The following is an 18,024-nucleotide window of genomic DNA, read 5'->3' on the forward strand; positions in this document are numbered from 1 at the left end:
GCTCCCGCCGCCCGTGTCCGGGCCGGACGGAAACCGGCCTCACCGCTCCACGAGCATCTTCTGCAGCTCCCGGGCGGCCCGAGGCGGAGCCACGTCGCTCCGGTGTGCCAGCGCGATGGTGCGGTGCAGCCCGGGCCGCGCGAGCGGAGTGACCCGCAGAGCCCGTCCGGAGCGGGTGGCGACCATACGGGGGACGACGGCCACGCCCAGCCCGGCCCGGACGAATCCCAGTACCGCGTCCATCTCGCCGCCCTCCACCGCGAAGTCCGGCTCGAAGCCCGCGGAGCGGCACGCGGCCACCGTGAGTTCGCGCAGGTCGTAGCCGTGCCGGAACATCACGAGGCGTTCGCCCGCCAGGTCCGCGACGCGCACCTCAGGGCCGCCCCGGCCCGGCGCGGGCTCCTCCGGGGACGAGACGACGACCAGGTCCTCGCGCAGCAGCTCCACCGTGGTCAGCGCGGGTGAGGCGGGCGGCAGCGGGAGGACGATCAGGGCGAGGTCGAGGGCTCCGCGCGCGAGCTGCCGTACCAGGTCGTGGGAGCCGCCCTCCTCGATCAGCAGCCGGATGCCGGGATAGCGGTCGTGAAAGGCCCGCAGCACGTCCGGGAGCAGACCGGTGCACAGGCTCGGGGTGGCGCCCAGCCGGACCCGGCCGCCGCGCAGCTGCACCAGCTCCGCCACCTCGTGCCGGGCGGTGTCGGCGTCGGCCAGGATGCGCCGGGCCAGCGGCAGGAGCGCCTCGCCCGCGTCGGTCAGCGTGATGTTGCCCCGTGCCCGCAGGAACAGATCCGCGCCCAGCTCCCGCTCCAGGGCCTTGATCTGCTGGGACAGCGACGGCTGTGCCACATGGACCAGTTCGGCGGCCCGGGTGAAGTGCCGGGTCTCGGCGACCGCGACGAAGTACTGGAGCTGCTGGAACTGCATGCCCCCAGAATAGCCCTGCCATAGCTTCTGGCTATGGAAACGAGCCACACCATGTCTTGGACCGATCGGCGCCTTCGGCCCTAGCGTGCTGTGCCATGGCTCTGGCAACGCGAACGGACCGACGGCCGTCCCTGGCACGCACGCTGTGGGGCAGCACCGTCGGCAAGAAGACGGTGATGGCCGTCAGCGGCCTGATCATGCTGCTCTACCTGGTCGCGCACATGATCGGAAACCTGAAGATCTACTTCGGGGCGGGCGAGTTCAACCACTACGCCCACTGGCTGCGCACCGTCGGCGAACCGTTCATGCACTACGGGTGGACCCTCTGGCTGATCCGCGTCGTCCTGGTCGTCGCCGTGATCGCCCACGCCACCTCCGCCTACCAGCTGAGCCGCCGCGACCTGCGGGCCCGCCCCAGCAAGTACGTGCACAAGAAGCCGCGGGCGAGCTACGCGACGCGCACCATGCGCTGGGGCGGGATCATCCTCGGCCTGTTCGTCGTCTGGCACCTCCTGGACCTGACCACCGGCACCGTGCACTCCGGTGGCTTCCAGGAGGGCCACCCGTACCAGAACATCGTGGACACCTTCTCCACCTGGTACGGCAACGTCATCTACATCGTCGCGATGCTCGCGCTCGGCCTGCACATCAGGCACGGCTTCTGGAGCGCCGCACAGACCCTGGGCGTCGGCAGCCGCACCCGCGACCGCGCCCTCAAGACCGTCGCCGACGTACTGGCGCTGCTGCTCACGGCCGGATTCATCGCCGTACCCGTGGGCGTCATGACCGGAGTGGTGAGCTGACATGTCAAGTTACCCGGACTACGCGAGCTACCAGACCGGCGCACCCGTCGCCGACCGCAAGGCACCCGGCGGACCGGTGGCCGAGCGCTGGGACCGGCGCCGCTTCGAGGCCAAGCTGGTCAACCCGGCGAACCGGCGCAAGCACACGGTGATCGTGGTCGGTACCGGTCTCGCGGGCGGCTCGGCCGGTGCCACCCTCGCCGAACAGGGCTACCACGTGGTCCAGTTCTGCTACCAGGACTCCCCGCGCCGGGCGCACTCCATCGCCGCGCAGGGCGGCATCAACGCGGCCAAGAACTACCGCAACGACGGGGACTCGGTGCACCGGCTGTTCTACGACACCGTCAAGGGCGGTGACTTCCGGGCGCGCGAGTCCAACGTCCACCGGCTGGCCCAGATCTCCGTCGAGATCATCGACCAGTGCGTCGCCCAGGGAGTGCCGTTCGCCCGCGAGTACGGCGGCCTGCTCGACACCCGCTCCTTCGGCGGCGTCCAGGTCTCCCGCACCTTCTACGCCCGCGGCCAGACGGGCCAGCAACTCCTGCTCGGCGCCTACCAGGCGCTGTCCCGGCAGATCGCCGCCGGAAACGTGGAGTTGCACCCGCGCACCGAGATGCTCGACCTGATCGTGATCGACGGACGGGCACGCGGGATCGTGGCCCGGGACCTGGTCACGGGCCGGATCGACACCCACGTCGCGGACGCCGTCGTACTCGCCAGCGGCGGCTACGGCAACGTCTTCTACCTGTCGACGAACGCCATGAACTCCAACGCCACCGCGATCTGGCGGGCACACCGGCGCGGCGCCTACTTCGCCAACCCGTGCTTCACCCAGATCCACCCCACCTGCATCCCGCGCACCGGCGACCACCAGTCCAAGCTCACCCTGATGAGCGAGTCGCTGCGCAACGACGGCCGGATCTGGGTGCCCAAGGCCAAGGGCGACACCCGGCCGCCGGACCGGATCCCCGAGGACGAACGCGACTACTACCTGGAGCGCATCTACCCGTCCTTCGGCAACCTGGTCCCGCGCGACATCGCCTCCCGTGCCGCCAAGAACGTCTGCGACGAAGGCAGGGGAGTGGGCCCCGGTGGCCAGGGCGTCTACCTCGACTTCGCCGACGCCGTCGAGCGCCTCGGGCGCGAGGCGGTCGAGGCCAAGTACGGCAATCTCTTCGACATGTACCAGCGGATCACCGACGAGGATCCGTACCGGGTGCCCATGCGCATCTACCCGGCCGTGCACTACACCATGGGCGGACTGTGGGTCGACTACGACCTCCAGACCACCGTCCCCGGCCTGTTCGCGATCGGCGAGGCCAACTTCTCCGACCACGGTGCCAACCGGCTCGGCGCCTCCGCGTTGATGCAGGGGCTCGCCGACGGCTACTTCGTGCTGCCGGCCACCATCAACGACTACCTCGCCCGCAACCCGCACCAGGAACCGGTGACCGTCGAACACCCCGCCGTGCAGGAGGTGCTGGCCGAGACCGAGGACCGGCTGAACCTGCTCCTCGCCGTCGACGGCGACCGCACCCCGGACTCCTTCCACCGCGAACTCGGCGAACTCATGTGGGAGTTCTGCGGCATGGCCCGCACCGACGCCGGGCTGCGCAAGGCCCTGGAACGCATCCCGCAGATCCGCGCGGAGTTCTGGCGGCGCATCAAGGTCCCCGGCATCGGAGCGGAGTTCAACCAGTCCCTGGAGAAGGCGAACCGGATCGTCGACTACCTGGAACTCGCCGAGCTGATGTGCCTCGACGCACTGCACCGCACCGAGTCCTGCGGCGGCCACTTCCGCGAGGAGTCCCAGACCCCCGAAGGCGAGGCCGCCCGCAAGGACGACGCGTTCTCCTACGCCGCCGCCTGGGAGTTCACCGACACCGGCGAAGCGCCCGTCCTGCACAGGGAAGACCTGGTCTTCGAGTACGTCCACCCCACCCAGCGGAGCTACGCATGAAGCTGACCCTGCGCGTCTGGCGGCAGCGGAACGCCGACGCCGAAGGCGCCATGTCCACCTACGAGGTGGACGGCATCTCCACCGACATGTCCTTCCTGGAGATGCTCGACACCCTCAACGAGGAACTCATCCTCAAGGGCGAGGATCCGGTCGCCTTCGACCACGACTGCCGCGAGGGCATCTGCGGCGCCTGCTCCCTCGTCATCGACGGCGACGCGCACGGCCCCGAACGCACCACCACCTGCCAGCTGCACATGCGGTCCTTCGACGACGGCGACACCATCGACATCGAACCGTGGCGGGCGGCCGCGTTCCCGGTCATCAAGGACCTGGTCGTGGACCGGTCGGCCTTCGACCGGATCATCCAGGCCGGCGGCTACATCACCGCCCCCACCGGCGCGGCGCCCGAGGCACACGCCACGCCGGTGCCCAAGCCGGACGCCGACTCCGCGTTCGAGCACGCCGAGTGCATCGGCTGCGGCGCGTGCGTGGCCGCCTGCCCCAACGGCGCGGCGATGCTGTTCACTTCAGCCAAGATCAACCACCTCAACGTGCTGCCACAGGGCGCACCCGAGCGGGAGACCAGGGTCCTCGACATGGTGGCCCGGATGGACGAAGAGGGCTTCGGCGGCTGCACCCTGGCCGGCGAATGCGCCACCGCCTGCCCGAAGGGCATTCCGCTCATGTCCATCACCAGCATGAACAAGGAGTGGTTGCGCGCCACCCGCAGGGGAGCCAAAAGGTAGGCGCGGCAACCAAGTTGACGTTCGCCGAGAGGGCGGACGGGCGGGGCCGGGAGTGGTGCTCATCCCCGGCCCCGCCTAGGTTCTGCCGTAGGACTCCCGTCTGCCGCGCACACAACCATCGGTAGGCTGCGTCCATGATCCCTGGGAACGACGCGGCCGCAGGCCTCCTTGACGCCGTGGCCGGATTCGAGACCGCCGTACGCGAACGCGACGCCGACGGTACGGAACGCGCGTTCGCCGCGCTGCACCGGCGGTTCGGGGAGGCGAGCGGCCCGGAGATCGCCGGGGCCGCGCCGCGGCTGGCCGCGCTGCTGGCCGACGTGCCCCCAGGGCCGCGCGGCACGATTGCCGTGGTCGTCGGCGCCTGCGTGGAGCGCGGCGCCGACCCGGTGCCCTGCGCGCCGTACCTGTTCACCGAACTCGCCGAAACCCTCGCCGACGTGGGGGAGTTCTGCGAACGCTGGGAGGAGACCGGCGGAGGCGACTTCCTCGACCCGGAGGACGACCAGGCGGGCCCCGCCCTCTTCGAGCGCGTCGGCCCGGAAGCGGCCCTCGCCTGGCTCACCCTGCCCCAGTGGGAGATGGCGTGCCTGGCCCTGCTCGGCCACGCAGCCGTACGCACCGCCCTGAGCGGCGCCCTGCGCCACCGCCTGCTGCGGGCCCTGCGGGGCGTGGCGGAGGCGTCCGGACACGAATTCAAGTGCCTCGCCTACGCACTGCTGGTCCTCGACGACGAACCGCTGACCGTGCTGCACCGCCCCACCGGCACCGGATTCGCGCTGCGCATGGACGGCATCGGCGACAACTTCCAACTGCACACCCTGCTCGCCGACGTTCTCGTCGGCGGCGGCCACATATCCGGCAGGGCCCCCTCCGCCGAGGAGGTGGCCGTCTGCCGCGACCGGCCGGGCCAGGTGCACACCACCGGATCCTTCAACCTTGTCACCCCCACCGGAGAGTGGGTGTGGAACGAGGGGACGCCCGCGGACATCCCCCTGGTCGACGGCGTACGGCTGCTCGTCCTCGACCCGCCGCCGTACGAGCGCAGCTGGCCCGCGGGCCGCTTCTTCCCGACCATGACCGGCGACCTCCGCCTGGAACGCGTCCTCGGCCCGGAGGAGGCCGCACGACTGCTCGCCGGGTGCGTCTCGAAGGACGGCTGACCCGGCCGGGGTCCGCGCACGGACACCGCAGTTCAACATCCCCACATCCGCCCTCCTGGCACAGGTCACACGCACGCCAACCGGTATCGGAAGAACTAGGGCGGGGCGACGGGCCGGACGACTCCAGCCCGCCCTCCCCTCCCCGCCGGACCGGCCCGTGACCAGGAGAGACCATGAGCGGCGTTTCCACCCTCGACCGTCCCCCGCAGCCAGCGGCACCCACCCGCTACACCGTCTCCCTCGCCCGTGACGAGGCCGACGTGCGTGCCGCGCAGCGGCTGCGGCACGACGTGTTCGCCGGGGAGATGGGCGCCCTGCTGTCCAGCCCCCAGCCGGGCCTCGACGTCGACGCCTTCGACGCCTACTGCGACCACCTGCTCGTGCGCGACACCGCGACCGGACAGGTCGTCGGCACCTACCGGCTGCTGCCGCCCGAGCGTGCCGCGGTCGCCGGACGGCTCTACTCCGAGGGCGAGTTCGACCTCGCCGCGCTCGACCCGATCCGGCCCGGCCTGGTCGAGGTCGGCCGCTCCTGTGTGCACCCCGACCACCGGGACGGCGCGGTCATCGGCCTGATCTGGGCGGGTATCGCCCGCTACATGGTCGACCACGGCCACGAGTGGCTGGCGGGCTGCTGCTCCATCCCGCTCACCGACGGCGGCGCGCTGGCCGCCGGCACCTGGGAGCGGGTCCGGGACAAGTACCTGGCGCCGCAGGAGTTCCGGGTACGGCCGCTGCTGCCCTGGGTCCCGGACCGGGCGGCGGCGCCGGTGCGCACCGAACTCCCGGCGCTGCTGCGCGGCTACCTGCGGCTCGGCGCCTGGGTGTGCGCCGAACCCGCGCACGACCCGGACTTCGGGGTCGCCGACCTGTACGTGCTGCTGTCGATGCGCCGGGTCGACGCGCGCTATCTGCGGCACTTCCTCTCGCTCGTCCCGGCCTGATGAGCGTCTGGCTGCCGAGCGCGCCCTGCACCCCCGCCGCATGCGTGGAACCGACGGAGTCCGCGACCGGCGCACCGCGCGCCGTGCTGCGGTTGGTGGGCGTCGCGATCCTGGTCCTCGCCGGGACCGTGCTGGCGCCGCTCGGCGGCCGGATGTCCGCCGGGCTGGTCAGGCGGTGGTGCCGGACGATCGTCCGGGCCGCCGGGGTCCGGGTGCGTCTCACCGGCGCTGCGGCGCCCACCGGCGGGCTGCTCCTGGTGGCCAACCACATCTCCTGGCTGGACATCCCGCTGCTGGCCGCGGTGCGGCCGGCCCGGATGCTCGCCAAGAAGGAGATACGCCAATGGCCCGTCGCCGGGGCCGTCGCGGCCCGCGGCGGGGCCCTGTTCATCGAGCGCGACCGGCTGCGCGCGCTCCCGGACACGGTCGCCCGCATCGCACACGCCCTGCGGACCGGCGCCGCGGTCGTCGCCTTCCCCGAGGGCAGCACCTGGTGCGGGCGCGCCCAGGGCCGCTTCCATCGGGCGGTGTTCCAGGCCGCCCTCGACGCCGGCGTCCCGGTCCAGCCGGTGCGCCTGAGCTACCGGACCGCCGACGGCCCGGCCAGCACCGTCCCCGCCTTCGTCGGCGAGGACGCCCTGCTGGCGTCACTGTGGCGGGTGGCGTCGACGCGCGGCCTGGTCGCGGAGGTGGAGATACTGCCCGAGATACCGCCGGGCACCCATCCCGACCGCCGCGCCCTGGCCCACGCGGCGACACCTGTCACGGGTGCGGGGGAATGTCCCGGTCGCCGCCCCGCAGCTCGTCCTTGAGCCGCTGCTGGGCGGAGTCCACCTGGGAGCCGTACTTTCCCTGGGTCCGCTGGTCGATGTAGTCGCCGCCCTTGTCGATGCCCTTCTCGGCCGTGTCCTCGTGGCCCTTGAGCATGCCCTTGATCTTGTCCATGAAGGACATGGCAGCCCTCCTCGCGGATAGAGGTTCCGGCTTCCCAGCGTCACCGGCCCGGACGAGGTTCGCATCTCGGCGGACGTCCCGGTGCGGAGATGTCCGCTCTGTGCGAGTTTGGTATGCGCGGTGAGCTATGTGTGATGATCCAGAAAGGCCCGTCTCATGACTACACCCGGATTCGGTTTCGGACGCAGCCCCTTTGAAGACTTCGACAATCTGATGAACCGCTTCTTCGGTGGCGCGGGACCGGCCTCGCACGCCCGGCGTGTGCAGACGGTGGACATCGGCAGTCTGCTCTCCGAACGGGCCCGTGAACTGGTCGCCGACGCGCGGGAGATCGCCGCCGCGGAAGGCGGCGACGAACTCGACGCCCGGCATCTGCTGGCCGCCGCCACCCGCCACGACTCGACCCGGCGCCTGCTCGTAGAAGCGGGCGCGGACCCCGACCGGATCCGCGAGCGCCTCACCAGCGGCACACAGGGCGCTGAACGCAGCGAGCCAGCCACCCTCACCCCGGCCGCCAAACGCGTCCTGCTCGACGCCTACCAGATCTCCCGTGCCGAGGACGCCTCCTACATCGGCCCCGAACACCTGCTGCGGGCCATCGCCGCGAACCCGGAGTCCACGGCCGGGCGGGAGCTCGCCGAGAGCGGCTGGGAACCGACCAGAATCCCCGCGGAGACCACCGCCGAACACCGCAGGCCCAGCAACACGCCCACCATCGACGAATACGGCCGGGACCTCACCGAGGACGCCCGCGCCGGACGCCTCGACCCGGTGATCGGGCGGGACGAGGAGGTCGAGCAGACCATCGAGATCCTCTCCCGGCGCAGCAAGAACAACCCCGTACTGATCGGCGACCCAGGTGTCGGCAAGACCGCCATCGTGGAGGGCATCGCCCAGCGCATCGCCTCCGGGGAGGTGCCCCAGACCCTGGAGGGCAAACGGCTGGTCTCGCTGGACCTGGCCGGGATGGTGGCCGGCACCAAGTACCGGGGCGAGTTCGAGGAGCGGCTGAAGAAGCTGCTCGACGAGGTCCGCGAGCACGGCGACGAACTGGTGCTGTTCCTGGACGAGATGCACACCGTCGTCGGTGCCGGGGCCGGGGGCGAGGGGGCCATGGACGCCGGCAACATGCTCAAGCCCGCCCTCGCCCGCGGTGAACTGCACCTCATCGGCGCCACCACCGTGGACGAGTACCGCAAACACATCGAGAAGGACGCCGCGCTGGAGCGCCGCTTCGCGCCCATCCTGGTCGGCGAGCCGACCGTGGACGACACCATCGAGATCCTGCGCGGCCTGCGCGACCGCTACGAGGCCCACCACCAGGTCCGCATCACCGACGAGGCGGTGGTCGCCGCGGCCGAGCTGTCCGACCGCTACATCACCTCCCGGTTCCTGCCCGACAAGGCCATCGACCTGATGGACCAGGCCGCTGCCCGGGTCCGGCTGCGCGGCCGCACCCCGCTCGCCGACACCCGCGAGGTCGAGGACCGGATCGCCGCACTGGGCCGGGAGAAGGACCAGGCCGTCGCCGACGAGGAGTACGAGCGCGCGCGGGAACTGCGCGACCGCATCAAGGAGGCCGAGACCGAGCGGGCCGAACTCGGCAAGACGGACGAGCACGCGCCCAAGGTCACCGCCGAGGACATCGCGGAGGTCGTCTCCCGCACCACCGGCATCCCCGTCTCCCAGCTCACCGAGGAGGAGCGGGAGCGGCTGATGAAGCTGGAGGAGCACCTCCACGAGCGGGTCGTCGGACAGGACGAGGCGATCACCGCCGTGGCCCGCGCCGTACGGCGCGCCCGCGCCGGGATGAGCGACCCCACCCGCCCCGTCGGCAGCTTCCTCTTCCTCGGCCCCACCGGCGTCGGCAAGACCGAGCTGGCCCGCGCGCTCGCCGCCGCCCTGTTCGGCGACGAACACCGCATGATCCGCCTGGACATGAGCGAGTTCCAGGAGCGGCACACCGTCTCCCGGCTGATCGGCGCCCCTCCCGGGTACGTCGGCCACGACGAGGCGGGCCAGCTCACCGAGGCCGTGCGCAGACAGCCGTACGCCGTGCTGCTGCTGGACGAGGTGGAGAAGGCGCACCCCGACGTCTTCAACACCCTGCTCCAGCTCCTGGACGACGGCCGGCTCACCGACTCCCAGGGCCGCACGGTCGACTTCAAGAACACCGTCGTCATCATGACGTCGAACATCGGCGCCGAACGCATCCTGGCCGCCGGCACCGAGGACTACACCAAGGTCCGCGACGCCGTCATGCCCGCCCTCCAGCAGCACTTCCGGCCCGAGTTCCTCAACCGCATCGACGAGATCATCGTCTTCCGCGGCCTGGACCGCACCCAGCTGCGCCAGATCGTGGACCTGCTCCTCGAACACACCCGGCGCCGGCTGCATGCCCAGGACGTCGCCCTGGAGGTCACCGACGACGGCGCCGCCCTGTTGGCCAACATCGGCCACCAGCCCGACTTCGGAGCCCGCCCGCTGCGCCGCACCATTCAGCGCGAGGTGGACGACCGCCTCGCCGACCTGCTGCTGTCCGGCGGCCTCAACGCGGGCGACCGGGCCGTGGTGGACGCGGCGGACGGGGAGATCGTGATCCGCACCGAACAGCCGGCCGCGCAGGCCGGGTAGCCGGGGCTCAGCCTCCCGCCCGCCGTACGATCCCGGCGAGCCGCCGGTAGGAGTCCAGCAGCGCCGCGCGGTCGTACGTGCTCGTGGTCACCAGGACCTCCTGGGCACCCGATTCCTTCAGCACCCGCTCCAGCTCGTCGGCGACCTGCTCCTCGGTCCCGGCGAGCCGGCCGCTGAGGCACGACTCGAAGAGCTCGCGCTCCTTCGCGGTCATCGTGCGGGCCTCCACCTCCTCGGCCGGGGCGAGCGGCGGGAACGTGCCACGGGTGCGTGAGTACGCCATGGACCACGCCTCCGGCACCAGCAGCCGCCTGGCCTCCTGGGGCGTGGCGGCCACCGCGATCGCACCGGACACCACCACATACGGCTCCCGCGCCCACGGGGAAGGGCGGAAGTCCGTCCGGTAGCGGTCGATGCCGCGCAGCATCCGTTCCGGGTTCCCCAGGTCGCCGATCACCATGGGCAGTCCGGCGCGGGCCGCGATCCGAGCGCCCTCGCCCATGGCCAGCACGAACGGCGGCACCCGCAGCCCCTCCGCCGGACGCGCGTGCACCCCGGTGGGCGTGGTGCCCGCGAACCAGCCCAGCAGCTCGTCGAGTCGCGCCGCGAAGTCCTCGGCCTCGTCCTTGCCGGTGCCGAGGGCCCGGCGCACTCCGTCGGTGAAGCCCACGGAACGGCCCAGACCCATGTCGATCCGCCCCGGGAACAGCGACTCGAGCACCCCGAACTGCTCGGCCACGACCAGCGGGCGGTGGTTGGGCAGCATCACGCCGCCGGTGCCCACCCGGATCGTGCGCGTCGCCCCGGCCACGGCGGCCGCGAGCACGGTCGGCGCCGACCCGGCCACCCCCGGAACACCGTGGTGCTCGGAGACCCAGAACCGGTGATACCCGAGCGCCTCCGCCTCCCGTGCCAGCGCGACCGTGTCGCGCAGCGCCTCGGCCTGCGGACGCCCCTGCCGGGTGCGCGAGCGGTCGAGGACGGAGAACGGGGTCCGGGCGACAAGTGAGCTCACACGCGTATCAACAGCGCCGGGCCCGGGGCATTCCCGCGTTCCCCCGGCCGCCCCCGTCGACCTAGGGTGTTCTGGTGACCAACAGCAGCAAACCCCCGCTCGCCGTGTTCGACCTCGACAACACGCTCGCCGACACCGCGCACCGGCAGCTGTTCCTGGAGCGCACGCCACGGGACTGGGACGGGTTCTTCGCGGCGGCGCCTCAGGACCAGCCGCTCGCGGAGGGGGTGGCGCTGGTGCGGGAGTGCGCGCGGGAGTGCGAGGTCGTCTACCTCACCGGGCGGCCCGAGCGCTGCCGGCGCGACACGCTGGAGTGGCTCGGCGCGCACGGGCTGCCCGAGGGGCGGGTCTTCATGCGGCGGGACTCCGACCGCCGGGGCGCCCGGTTCACCAAGCGGGAGATCCTTGGGCGGCTGGCCCGCGACCGCGAGATCCGCGTCCTCGTGGACGACGACGCCCTCGTGTGCGAGGACGCCGAGCGGGCGGGCTTCACCGTCGTACGGGCGGACTGGGCCGAACGGTCCGCCGCACTGGAGGACGGGCAGGAGCGCGAGGGACGGACCTGAACCGGCCCGGCGGCCGACGGCCGGGGTCCGGTCAGGCAAGGCAGGTCGCGTCTCGGGCCCCGTCGTCGACTCCGCGTCTCAGGCCTCGTCGTCGATGCGGAAACCGACCTTCATACAGGCCTGCCAGTGGCTGATCTGCCCGTCCTCGATCTGGCCCCTGACCTGCGTCACCTCGAACCAGTCCAGGTTGCGCAGGGTCTGGGCCGCCCGGCCGATACCGTTGCGGACCGCCTGGTCCAGCCCCTCCGGGGAGGTGCCGACGATCTCGGTGACCCGGTAGGTGTGGTTGGACATGGGTACTCCTCTCCACCATGACGTCACTCCACGGTGCCGTATGCCCGGGCGGCGCGCGACTTACCGGACCGTGCTCAGCGACAGCGCGAAGCGGCCCTCCGGGTCCGTCCACCAGTGGGTCAGCTCCAGCCCGCCCGCCGCCAGTTCGGCGCCGATGCCCTCCCTGCGGAACTTCGCCGACACTTCGGTGCGCAGGTCCTCACCGGCCGCGAACTCCACGGCCAGGCCGAGCGCCGGGATCTTCACGGTCTGCGCCGTGCGGGAGCGCAGCCGCATCTCGATCCACTCGTTCCCGGTGTTCCACACCGCCATATGGGCGAAGGCGTCCGGGTCGAAGTCCGCGCCCAGTTCGCGGTTGACGACGGTCAGGACGTTCTTGTTGAACTCCGCCGTCACCCCGGCCGCGTCGTCGTACGCCCTGACCAGCACCTGTTCGTCCTTGACCAGGTCGGTGCCGAGCAGCAGCGCGTCGCCCGGGGACAGCAGCCCGCGCACCGCGGTGAGGAACGCGGCGCGTTCCGCGGGCAGCAGGTTGCCGATGGTGCCGCCGAGGAAGGCGACCAGCCGGGGCCCGGGTGTGTCGGGCAGCGTCAGCGGGGCGGTGAAGTCGGCGATCAGGGCGTGCACGGCGAGCCCCGGCCGCTCCGCCATGATCGCCTCCCCGGCCTGGACGAGCGCGCTCTCGCTCACGTCCACCGCGACATAGGTGTGCAGAGCGGTGAGCGCGTCGAGCAGATAGCGGGTCTTCTCCGAGGAACCGGAGCCCAGTTCCACCAGGGTGCGGGCGCCGGACGCCGCCGCGATCTCACCGGCCCGCGCGGCGAGGATCTCGCGCTCGGCCCGCGTCGGGTAGTACTCGGGCAGTTCGGTGATCTTCTCGAAGAGTTCGCTGCCCCGGGCGTCGTAGAACCACTTAGGCGGCAGCGTCTTCGGGGTGGAGGTCAGGCCGACCTGGACGTCGGCGCGCAGCGCGGCGTCCGTCGCGTCCTCGGGCAGGGTGCGGGTGACGAGAAGGGGACTCACGTACAGGGCTCCTTCGGTGGTGCGGATGCCGGGGTTCCGACCGGGGTGAGCAGTACGCCGGTGCGGCTCGCGGTGAGCAGAGTGCGGTCGGGGACCTCTTGCCAGTGCGGGTCGTCGTCGTGCGGTTCGGAGGCCACGACGGTGTGCCGGCCGGGCTCCGAGAGGTACCAGAGGGTGTCGCCCCAGGCGGTGGCGGCGATGGTCGAGCCGTCGGTGAGCAGCAGGTTGAGCCGGGAGGCGGGGGCCGCCTCGGCGACCTGTTGGACCGTGTCGGCGAGGGCCCGTCCCGGCTCGTCGCCGGCCCGCAGCCGGTGCAGGACCAGAGCCCAGACGAACGCCGAGTCGGTGCGCGCCTCCATCGACAGCAGGTCCACCGGGGGCAGTCCGGGGGCGAGTGGCGCGGCGGACTGGGGCCAGCCCGCGACCGCGCCGTTGTGGCTGAACAGCCAGCGGTCCGCGGCGAACGGCGCCGCCGCGGCCTCCCCGTCCGCGCCGGGCAGGGTCGCGTCACGCACCGCGGCGAGCACCGCGCCGCTGCGCACCACCCGAGCCAGGTCGGTGAAGGAGGGGTCCGCCCAGATGGGCCCGGCCCGCCGGTAGCGGGCCGGTACCGGATCGCCCGGCGCGTACCAGCCCACGCCGAACCCGTCGGCGTTGACCGTTCCGTGGCGCTGGCGCCGCGGTGCCCACGACTGCCGGTACAGACCGTGCGGGGGGTCCGAGGTCAGCCGGCCGATCGGCACCTCGGGCCCCAGATAGGCAAGGTGACGGCACATCAGGCGTCCGCCGAGCGTGCGGTGCGGAATCCGGAGAAGATCTGCCGCCGCACCGGGTAGTCCCAGTTGCGGAACGTGCCGCGGCAGGCCACCTGGTCCACGGCGAACGAGCCGCCGCGCAGCACCTTGTGCTCGGGACCGAAGAACACCTCCGAGTACTCCTTGTACGGGAACACGGCGAAGCCGGGGTACGGCAGGAAGTCGCTCGCCGTCCACTCCCACACGTCGCCGATCAACTGCCTCACCCCGAGCGGGGACTCACCGGCGGGGTAGCTGCCGGCCGGAGCCGGTCGCAGATGCCGCTGGCCGAGGTTGGCGTGCTCGGGCCCGGGATCGGCGTCGCCCCACGGGTAGCGAGTCGAGCGGTCCCGGGCGGGGTCGTGACGCGCCGCCTTCTCCCACTCCGCCTCGGTGGGCAGCCGACGCCCGGCCCAGCGGGCATAGGCGTCCGCCTCGTACCAACTCACGTGCACCACCGGCTCGTCGGGCGGTACGACCTCGGTGGCACCGAAGTGGCGGCGCAGCCACTGCCCGCCCTCGCGCCGCCAGAACAGCGGTGCCGTGATGGCGTGTCGCCGGATGTGCTCCCAGCCCTCCGGAGCCCACCAGCGCTCCGTCTCGTAGCCGCCGTCCGTGATGAACGCCTGATAGGCGGCGTTCGTCACCGGGGTGGTGTCGATGTGAAAGGGGGCCACCTCGCGCCGGTGCGCCGGGCGCTCGTTGTCCAGCGCCCATGGCTCGGTGGAGGTTCCCATGGTGAACGGGCCGCCGGGGACCAGGACTTCGGCGGGTCCGGCGAACGGCGGCGCCGGGTCGGGGTCCGGCGCGGTCAGGGCCTGCGGCCCCTTCCGTAGCTGATGGGTGATCAGCATCGTCTCGTCGTGCTGCTGTTCGTGCTGCGCGATCATGCCGAAGGCGAATCCCGCCTCGGTCAGCCGGGTGCCGTGGAACGCCGTGCTCTCCAGCAGGTCCAGGGCGCGTCCGCGGACCTCCGCCACGTACCGGCGGGCCTCGTCGGGAGGCAGTAGCGGCAGCTTGGGCCGCTCGGCGCGCGGGTGCTCGAAGGCGTCGTACAGGCTGTCCATCTCGGGGTGCATCGCCTCCAGGCCACCCACCGACCGCAGCAGCCACTGCTCCTCCTGGTTGCCGATGTGGGCGAGATCCCACACCAGCGGGGACATCAGCGGCGAGTGCTGGCCGGTGAGGTCGGGCTCCTCGACACAGCTGGTCAGCAGCGTGGTGCGGGCGCGGGCCGTGGTCAGCGAGGCGAACGCGCGCGCACGCAGCGCCTCGGCGTCGACACCGGTCTCCGTGTCGGGGGCGGTCATGTGCGGATGTCCTTCCCATGGGCGCGGTCGTGCGTGCCGCGCAAGGGGTCCAGCAGGTCGTCGGCGGGACATCGGCCCCGCGCGACATAGCGGTCGAGGTACTCGGCGACGGCGCCCGTGACCGCGTTGCTCGCGCCGAGTCTGGGCAGCGCCTCGAGTGCCGCCGTGAAGCAGGCGACGGCGGCCTCGTGCAGCTCGGGGTGGGCCAGACCGCCCCGAGCTGCGTCACGCCACAGCGCGTTGTGCGGGGCGGGCGGCGTGACGGCCCGCTCGGCCAGCGGCTTCAGGGTGCGGTACGCGAACTCGGCCGCCTGCGGGTCGTCGAACAGGGCGGCTGTCACGGCGAGCGGCACGATCCAGCCGTCGTCGCCCGGCTGCGCGTCGATCATGCGCAGTTCCAGGTGGCCGCGCGGTCTGACCGGCGGGAACAGCGTCGTGAGGTGGTAGTCGAGGTCGTCCCGGGTGGGTGGCCTGAGCGCCCCGGAGCGGATCCACTCACGGAACGTGAGCCCCTCGGGCACGTCCCACGGCCCCTCCTCGCGCCGTACGCACATGACGGGGGCGTCCAGGGCGTGCCGTGTCCAGGCCGCGCGCGGATCCCCGTCCAGCGGAGGAGCGCCCGCGCGGCCGGGGCCGATCTCCATCCACAGCAACTGCCGGGTGGACAACCAGCCGGTGGGGCGTCCCGAGAGCAGTGGGGAGTTGGCGAACGCGGCCACCAGGACCGGGCCCAGCTGATGAGCCAGCCACCAGCGGCGGACATGGCCCAGCGGGCCGGGCTCCGCGTGTCCGGCGTCCACGCACACCTGGACGGAAGCGGAGGCGCACATCATGTGCCGCCCGGCGACCCCCGTGCGGTCCAGGCAGGTCTCCATGGCGTCGTAGCGGGGCTGGTGCAGGAACCGGCGGGGGGTGTGCCAGGGCTCGTGGCCGATGCCCAGGAGGCCGAGGCCGTCCCCGGCGAGCCGGGCGCGTACGGCGTCCAGGTCGGTGGAGACGGTGTCGATGCACTCCATCAGGGAGGCGGCGGGCGGCGAGCTCAGCTCCAACTGACCACCGGGTTCGACGGTGAGTGCCGATCTCAGGGGTACGGCACGCAGTGCCGCGTAGGCCGCTTTGAGCCGTGCGGGTGACAGCGGCACCTGTGGCCGGCGCGGCTCGTGGACCAGCCATTCGACTTCGACCCCGAGGGTGCGGGGCGGCCCGTTCTTGAAGCAGATACCCCGGACGAGGGCTTCGACCTCGGCCTCGGTGACGGAGGTGCGCGGTCTGGTTCGGCCGCCCGTCATAGCGACCCCGGGTATATGGGACATATCGGGATCCTCTCAAAGATTCCGTGATGCCACCGGTCGAGCGTTCGATCACCGGCTCGGCGGCACTCATCCACCCAAGACTCTTGTGCTCATTCGCACAAGGGGGCACTTCGGGGCGTTCGCGTTCGGTAACCCATGTTTCCCCTGTGTTTCCTGGGGCGAAAACTCTGTTGCGCGGCCGGACCGGAATCGCACACGATGCGTTCATGAGCACGACGGGGGAGGCCGCGCGGCGCGCGGTCATGGCGCACACGGGGGTGGCGCCATGAGTGCGCGCCTGCGCGGTGTCGCCCAGGAGACGGAACGGATCGTCGCCGCAGGGGTCTACCGTGCCCCGGGCGGACACGAGGTATCGCTCACGGCGGAGATCGGGGCCGCCCGCGCGGGCACCCGGATGCACGGGCCCGGCCCGGTGTCCGTCCCCGACGTCCCGGCGACCACCACCCGCGTCGAGGTCACCGGCGAGAGCAGCCTGGAGGCCGCCCGCCGCATGCCCGGCTCCGTCGCCGTCCTGAACTTCGCCTCCGCCCGCAACCCCGGCGGCGGCTTCCTGAACGGCGCGCAGGCCCAGGAGGAGGCCCTGTGCCGCGCCTCCGCGCTGTACACCTGCCTGCTCGAAGCCCGCGAGTTCTACGACCACCACCGGGCCCACCGGGACCCGTTCTACACCGACCGTGTCATTCACTCACCCGCCGTACCCGTCTTCCGGGACGACCACGGCCGGCTCCTCGACGAGCCGTTCACGGCCGGGTTCCTGACCGCCGCGGCACCCAATGCCGGGGTCGTCACGCGGACCACGCCGGAGCGGGCGTCCGAGCTTCCGCGCGCCCTGTCCGCGCGTGCCGAGCGGGTGCTGGAGACCGCCGCGGCCCACGGCTACCGGCGGCTGGTGCTCGGCGCCTGGGGCTGCGGCGTCTTCCAGAACGACCCGGCGCGGGTGGCGGCCGCCTTCCGTGCGCTGCTCGTCCCCGGCGGGCGGTTCGCCGGGACCTTCGAGCACATCGTGTTCGGGGTGCTGGACCGCACCCCGAAGGCCGTGGTGCGCGCCGCGTTCGAACGGGCCTTCCCGGAGCCTCAGCTCCAGCCGTAGCGTTCCCGCAACCGGTTCCTGACCAGGTTGAACCGACCGCGGTCCAGTGCACAGGACTCCCGGCGCATGCCCTGCTCGTGCAGCCGCAGCACGCGGTCCACGTCCACCCACGAGTCCCGTCCGGACCGGTCCCACGGCCCGTTGCCGATCGGCACCCACTCCCGGTCGTCGTCATGCCGCTTGCTGGACAACTGCACGGCGAGGAGGGTGCCCGCCGCCTCCCGGGCCACGACCAGCACCGGCCGGTCCTTGCCCCGCCCGTCGTTCTCCTCGAAAGGCACCCAGGTCCACACGATCTCACCGGGGTCCGGGTCACCGTCGTGCGCCGGCGAGTACTCGGTGCGCACCCGGCCCACCTCGTTCGGGTCGGCCTCGACGGTGGCGGTGGGACCGTGCCGGCCCGGGACGTTCTCATCGGTAAACGCAGTCACGGGGGCACCTTAAGGCAGGGCCCCGACCTGTGAGAAAGGGCGCCCGGCCGGAAGGTCCGG

At 72.1% G+C, this 18,024-nt stretch carries 18 protein-coding genes; 9 read left to right on the forward strand and 9 right to left on the reverse strand.

The features are described from left to right. Positions 1-39: 39 nt before the first annotated feature. Complete coding sequence (locus tag ACIPK3_RS07120; RefSeq protein ID WP_402567051.1) at positions 40-924, reverse strand: LysR family transcriptional regulator; 885 nt, start codon at positions 922-924, stop codon at positions 40-42. A 131-nt stretch (positions 925-1,055) separates the two neighbouring features. Here ACIPK3_RS07120 and ACIPK3_RS07125 point away from each other — a divergent pair, with 131 nt between their 5' ends. The 6 genes from ACIPK3_RS07125 (at position 1,056) to ACIPK3_RS07150 (ending at position 7,352) form a co-directional block, all read left to right on the forward strand. Beyond that, on the forward strand, positions 1,056-1,727 hold the full coding sequence (locus ACIPK3_RS07125; protein ID WP_402567821.1) for a succinate dehydrogenase: 672 nt from the start codon (positions 1,056-1,058) through the stop codon (positions 1,725-1,727). Position 1,728: 1 nt separating this feature from the next. Further along, complete coding sequence (locus ACIPK3_RS07130) at positions 1,729-3,687, forward strand: fumarate reductase/succinate dehydrogenase flavoprotein subunit (RefSeq protein WP_402567052.1); 1,959 nt, start codon at positions 1,729-1,731, stop codon at positions 3,685-3,687. Then, a complete protein-coding gene (locus tag ACIPK3_RS07135) occupies positions 3,684-4,433 on the forward strand; it encodes a succinate dehydrogenase/fumarate reductase iron-sulfur subunit (RefSeq protein WP_402567053.1) in 750 nt (249 codons plus the stop codon). Before ACIPK3_RS07130 ends, ACIPK3_RS07135 begins: the two co-directional genes overlap by 4 nt. A 134-nt stretch (positions 4,434-4,567) precedes the next feature. After that, complete coding sequence (locus ACIPK3_RS07140; protein ID WP_402567054.1) at positions 4,568-5,596, forward strand: hypothetical protein; 1,029 nt, start codon at positions 4,568-4,570, stop codon at positions 5,594-5,596. Between the two features lie 173 nt (positions 5,597-5,769). Continuing rightward, complete coding sequence (locus tag ACIPK3_RS07145) at positions 5,770-6,540, forward strand: GNAT family N-acetyltransferase (RefSeq protein WP_402567055.1); 771 nt, start codon at positions 5,770-5,772, stop codon at positions 6,538-6,540. Further along, positions 6,540-7,352, forward strand: coding sequence for a lysophospholipid acyltransferase family protein (locus ACIPK3_RS07150; protein WP_402567056.1), 813 nt, complete (start codon positions 6,540-6,542; stop codon positions 7,350-7,352). The genes ACIPK3_RS07145 and ACIPK3_RS07150 overlap by 1 nt, the downstream gene beginning before the upstream one ends. Here ACIPK3_RS07150 and ACIPK3_RS07155 read toward each other — a convergent pair. Beyond that, complete coding sequence (locus ACIPK3_RS07155; RefSeq protein ID WP_402567057.1) at positions 7,303-7,494, reverse strand: antitoxin; 192 nt, start codon at positions 7,492-7,494, stop codon at positions 7,303-7,305. The genes ACIPK3_RS07150 and ACIPK3_RS07155 overlap by 50 nt on opposite strands. 156 nt (positions 7,495-7,650) lie before the next feature. On the opposite strand from ACIPK3_RS07155, the gene ACIPK3_RS07160 reads away from it, so the two are divergent. Beyond that, positions 7,651-10,128: an ATP-dependent Clp protease ATP-binding subunit gene (locus ACIPK3_RS07160; protein ID WP_402567058.1), complete on the forward strand. Its 2,478-nt coding sequence runs from the start codon at positions 7,651-7,653 to the stop codon at positions 10,126-10,128. Positions 10,129-10,135: 7 nt separating this feature from the next. Here the strand turns inward: ACIPK3_RS07160 and ACIPK3_RS07165 are convergent, their stop codons facing one another. Beyond that, positions 10,136-11,143: an LLM class flavin-dependent oxidoreductase gene (locus ACIPK3_RS07165; protein ID WP_402567059.1), complete on the reverse strand. Its 1,008-nt coding sequence runs from the start codon at positions 11,141-11,143 to the stop codon at positions 10,136-10,138. Positions 11,144-11,217: 74 nt separating this feature from the next. Here ACIPK3_RS07165 and ACIPK3_RS07170 point away from each other — a divergent pair, with 74 nt between their 5' ends. Then, entirely contained in the window at positions 11,218-11,709 is a 492-nt protein-coding gene (locus tag ACIPK3_RS07170) for a hypothetical protein (RefSeq protein ID WP_402567060.1), read from the forward strand. Positions 11,710-11,787: 78 nt separating this feature from the next. Here ACIPK3_RS07170 and ACIPK3_RS07175 read toward each other — a convergent pair whose 3' ends face one another. The 5 genes from ACIPK3_RS07175 to egtA are packed head-to-tail and all read right to left on the reverse strand — an operon-like array spanning position 11,788 to position 16,419. Beyond that, a complete protein-coding gene (locus ACIPK3_RS07175) occupies positions 11,788-12,003 on the reverse strand; it encodes a dodecin (RefSeq protein ID WP_402567061.1) in 216 nt (71 codons plus the stop codon). Positions 12,004-12,063: 60 nt separating this feature from the next. Next, positions 12,064-13,026: an L-histidine N(alpha)-methyltransferase gene (gene egtD, locus ACIPK3_RS07180; RefSeq protein ID WP_402567062.1), complete on the reverse strand. Its 963-nt coding sequence runs from the start codon at positions 13,024-13,026 to the stop codon at positions 12,064-12,066. Further along, a complete protein-coding gene (gene egtC, locus ACIPK3_RS07185) occupies positions 13,023-13,802 on the reverse strand; it encodes an ergothioneine biosynthesis protein EgtC (RefSeq protein WP_402567063.1) in 780 nt (259 codons plus the stop codon). Before egtC ends, egtD begins: the two co-directional genes overlap by 4 nt. Continuing rightward, positions 13,802-15,130 carry an ergothioneine biosynthesis protein EgtB gene (egtB, locus tag ACIPK3_RS07190; protein WP_402567064.1) on the reverse strand — a complete coding sequence of 443 codons (1,329 nt, stop codon included), beginning with the start codon at positions 15,128-15,130 and terminating at the stop codon, positions 13,802-13,804. The genes egtC and egtB overlap by 1 nt, the downstream gene beginning before the upstream one ends. Beyond that, positions 15,127-16,419, reverse strand: a complete 1,293-nt coding sequence (gene egtA, locus ACIPK3_RS07195; protein ID WP_402567065.1) for an ergothioneine biosynthesis glutamate--cysteine ligase EgtA — start codon at positions 16,417-16,419, stop codon at positions 15,127-15,129. The genes egtB and egtA overlap by 4 nt, the downstream gene beginning before the upstream one ends. 289 nt (positions 16,420-16,708) lie before the next feature. Between egtA and ACIPK3_RS07200 the strand changes: the two genes are divergently transcribed. Continuing rightward, positions 16,709-17,533 carry a TIGR02452 family protein gene (locus ACIPK3_RS07200; RefSeq protein ID WP_402567066.1) on the forward strand — a complete coding sequence of 275 codons (825 nt, stop codon included), beginning with the start codon at positions 16,709-16,711 and terminating at the stop codon, positions 17,531-17,533. Here the strand turns inward: ACIPK3_RS07200 and ACIPK3_RS07205 are convergent. Then, positions 17,518-17,964, reverse strand: coding sequence for a type II toxin-antitoxin system PemK/MazF family toxin (locus tag ACIPK3_RS07205; RefSeq protein ID WP_402567067.1), 447 nt, complete (start codon positions 17,962-17,964; stop codon positions 17,518-17,520). The two genes, ACIPK3_RS07200 and ACIPK3_RS07205, sit on opposite strands and share 16 nt — an antisense overlap. Positions 17,965-18,024 lie beyond the last annotated feature (60 nt).

Source organism: Streptomyces sp. NPDC086787 (genome assembly GCF_044745865.1).
In the GTDB taxonomy this organism is placed as follows: domain Bacteria; phylum Actinomycetota; class Actinomycetes; order Streptomycetales; family Streptomycetaceae; genus Streptomyces.

What these genes read in the sequence shown, in the direction of transcription:
- ACIPK3_RS07120 (WP_402567051.1), bottom strand. Translation starts at nt 924, where the DNA reads ATGCAGTTCCAGCAGCTCCAGTACTTCGTCGCGGTCGCCGAGACCCGG.
- ACIPK3_RS07130 (WP_402567052.1), top strand. Translation starts at nt 1,729, where the DNA reads ATGTCAAGTTACCCGGACTACGCGAGCTACCAGACCGGCGCACCCGTC.
- ACIPK3_RS07200 (WP_402567066.1), top strand. Translation starts at nt 16,709, where the DNA reads ATGAGTGCGCGCCTGCGCGGTGTCGCCCAGGAGACGGAACGGATCGTC.
- egtA (WP_402567065.1), bottom strand. Translation starts at nt 16,419, where the DNA reads ATGACGGGCGGCCGAACCAGACCGCGCACCTCCGTCACCGAGGCCGAG.
- ACIPK3_RS07160 (WP_402567058.1), top strand. Translation starts at nt 7,651, where the DNA reads ATGACTACACCCGGATTCGGTTTCGGACGCAGCCCCTTTGAAGACTTC.
- ACIPK3_RS07175 (WP_402567061.1), bottom strand. Translation starts at nt 12,003, where the DNA reads ATGTCCAACCACACCTACCGGGTCACCGAGATCGTCGGCACCTCCCCG.
- ACIPK3_RS07140 (WP_402567054.1), top strand. Translation starts at nt 4,568, where the DNA reads ATGATCCCTGGGAACGACGCGGCCGCAGGCCTCCTTGACGCCGTGGCC.
- ACIPK3_RS07155 (WP_402567057.1), bottom strand. Translation starts at nt 7,494, where the DNA reads ATGTCCTTCATGGACAAGATCAAGGGCATGCTCAAGGGCCACGAGGAC.
- egtC (WP_402567063.1), bottom strand. Translation starts at nt 13,802, where the DNA reads ATGTGCCGTCACCTTGCCTATCTGGGGCCCGAGGTGCCGATCGGCCGG.
- ACIPK3_RS07150 (WP_402567056.1), top strand. Translation starts at nt 6,540, where the DNA reads ATGAGCGTCTGGCTGCCGAGCGCGCCCTGCACCCCCGCCGCATGCGTG.
- egtB (WP_402567064.1), bottom strand. Translation starts at nt 15,130, where the DNA reads ATGACCGCCCCCGACACGGAGACCGGTGTCGACGCCGAGGCGCTGCGT.
- ACIPK3_RS07135 (WP_402567053.1), top strand. Translation starts at nt 3,684, where the DNA reads ATGAAGCTGACCCTGCGCGTCTGGCGGCAGCGGAACGCCGACGCCGAA.
- ACIPK3_RS07145 (WP_402567055.1), top strand. Translation starts at nt 5,770, where the DNA reads ATGAGCGGCGTTTCCACCCTCGACCGTCCCCCGCAGCCAGCGGCACCC.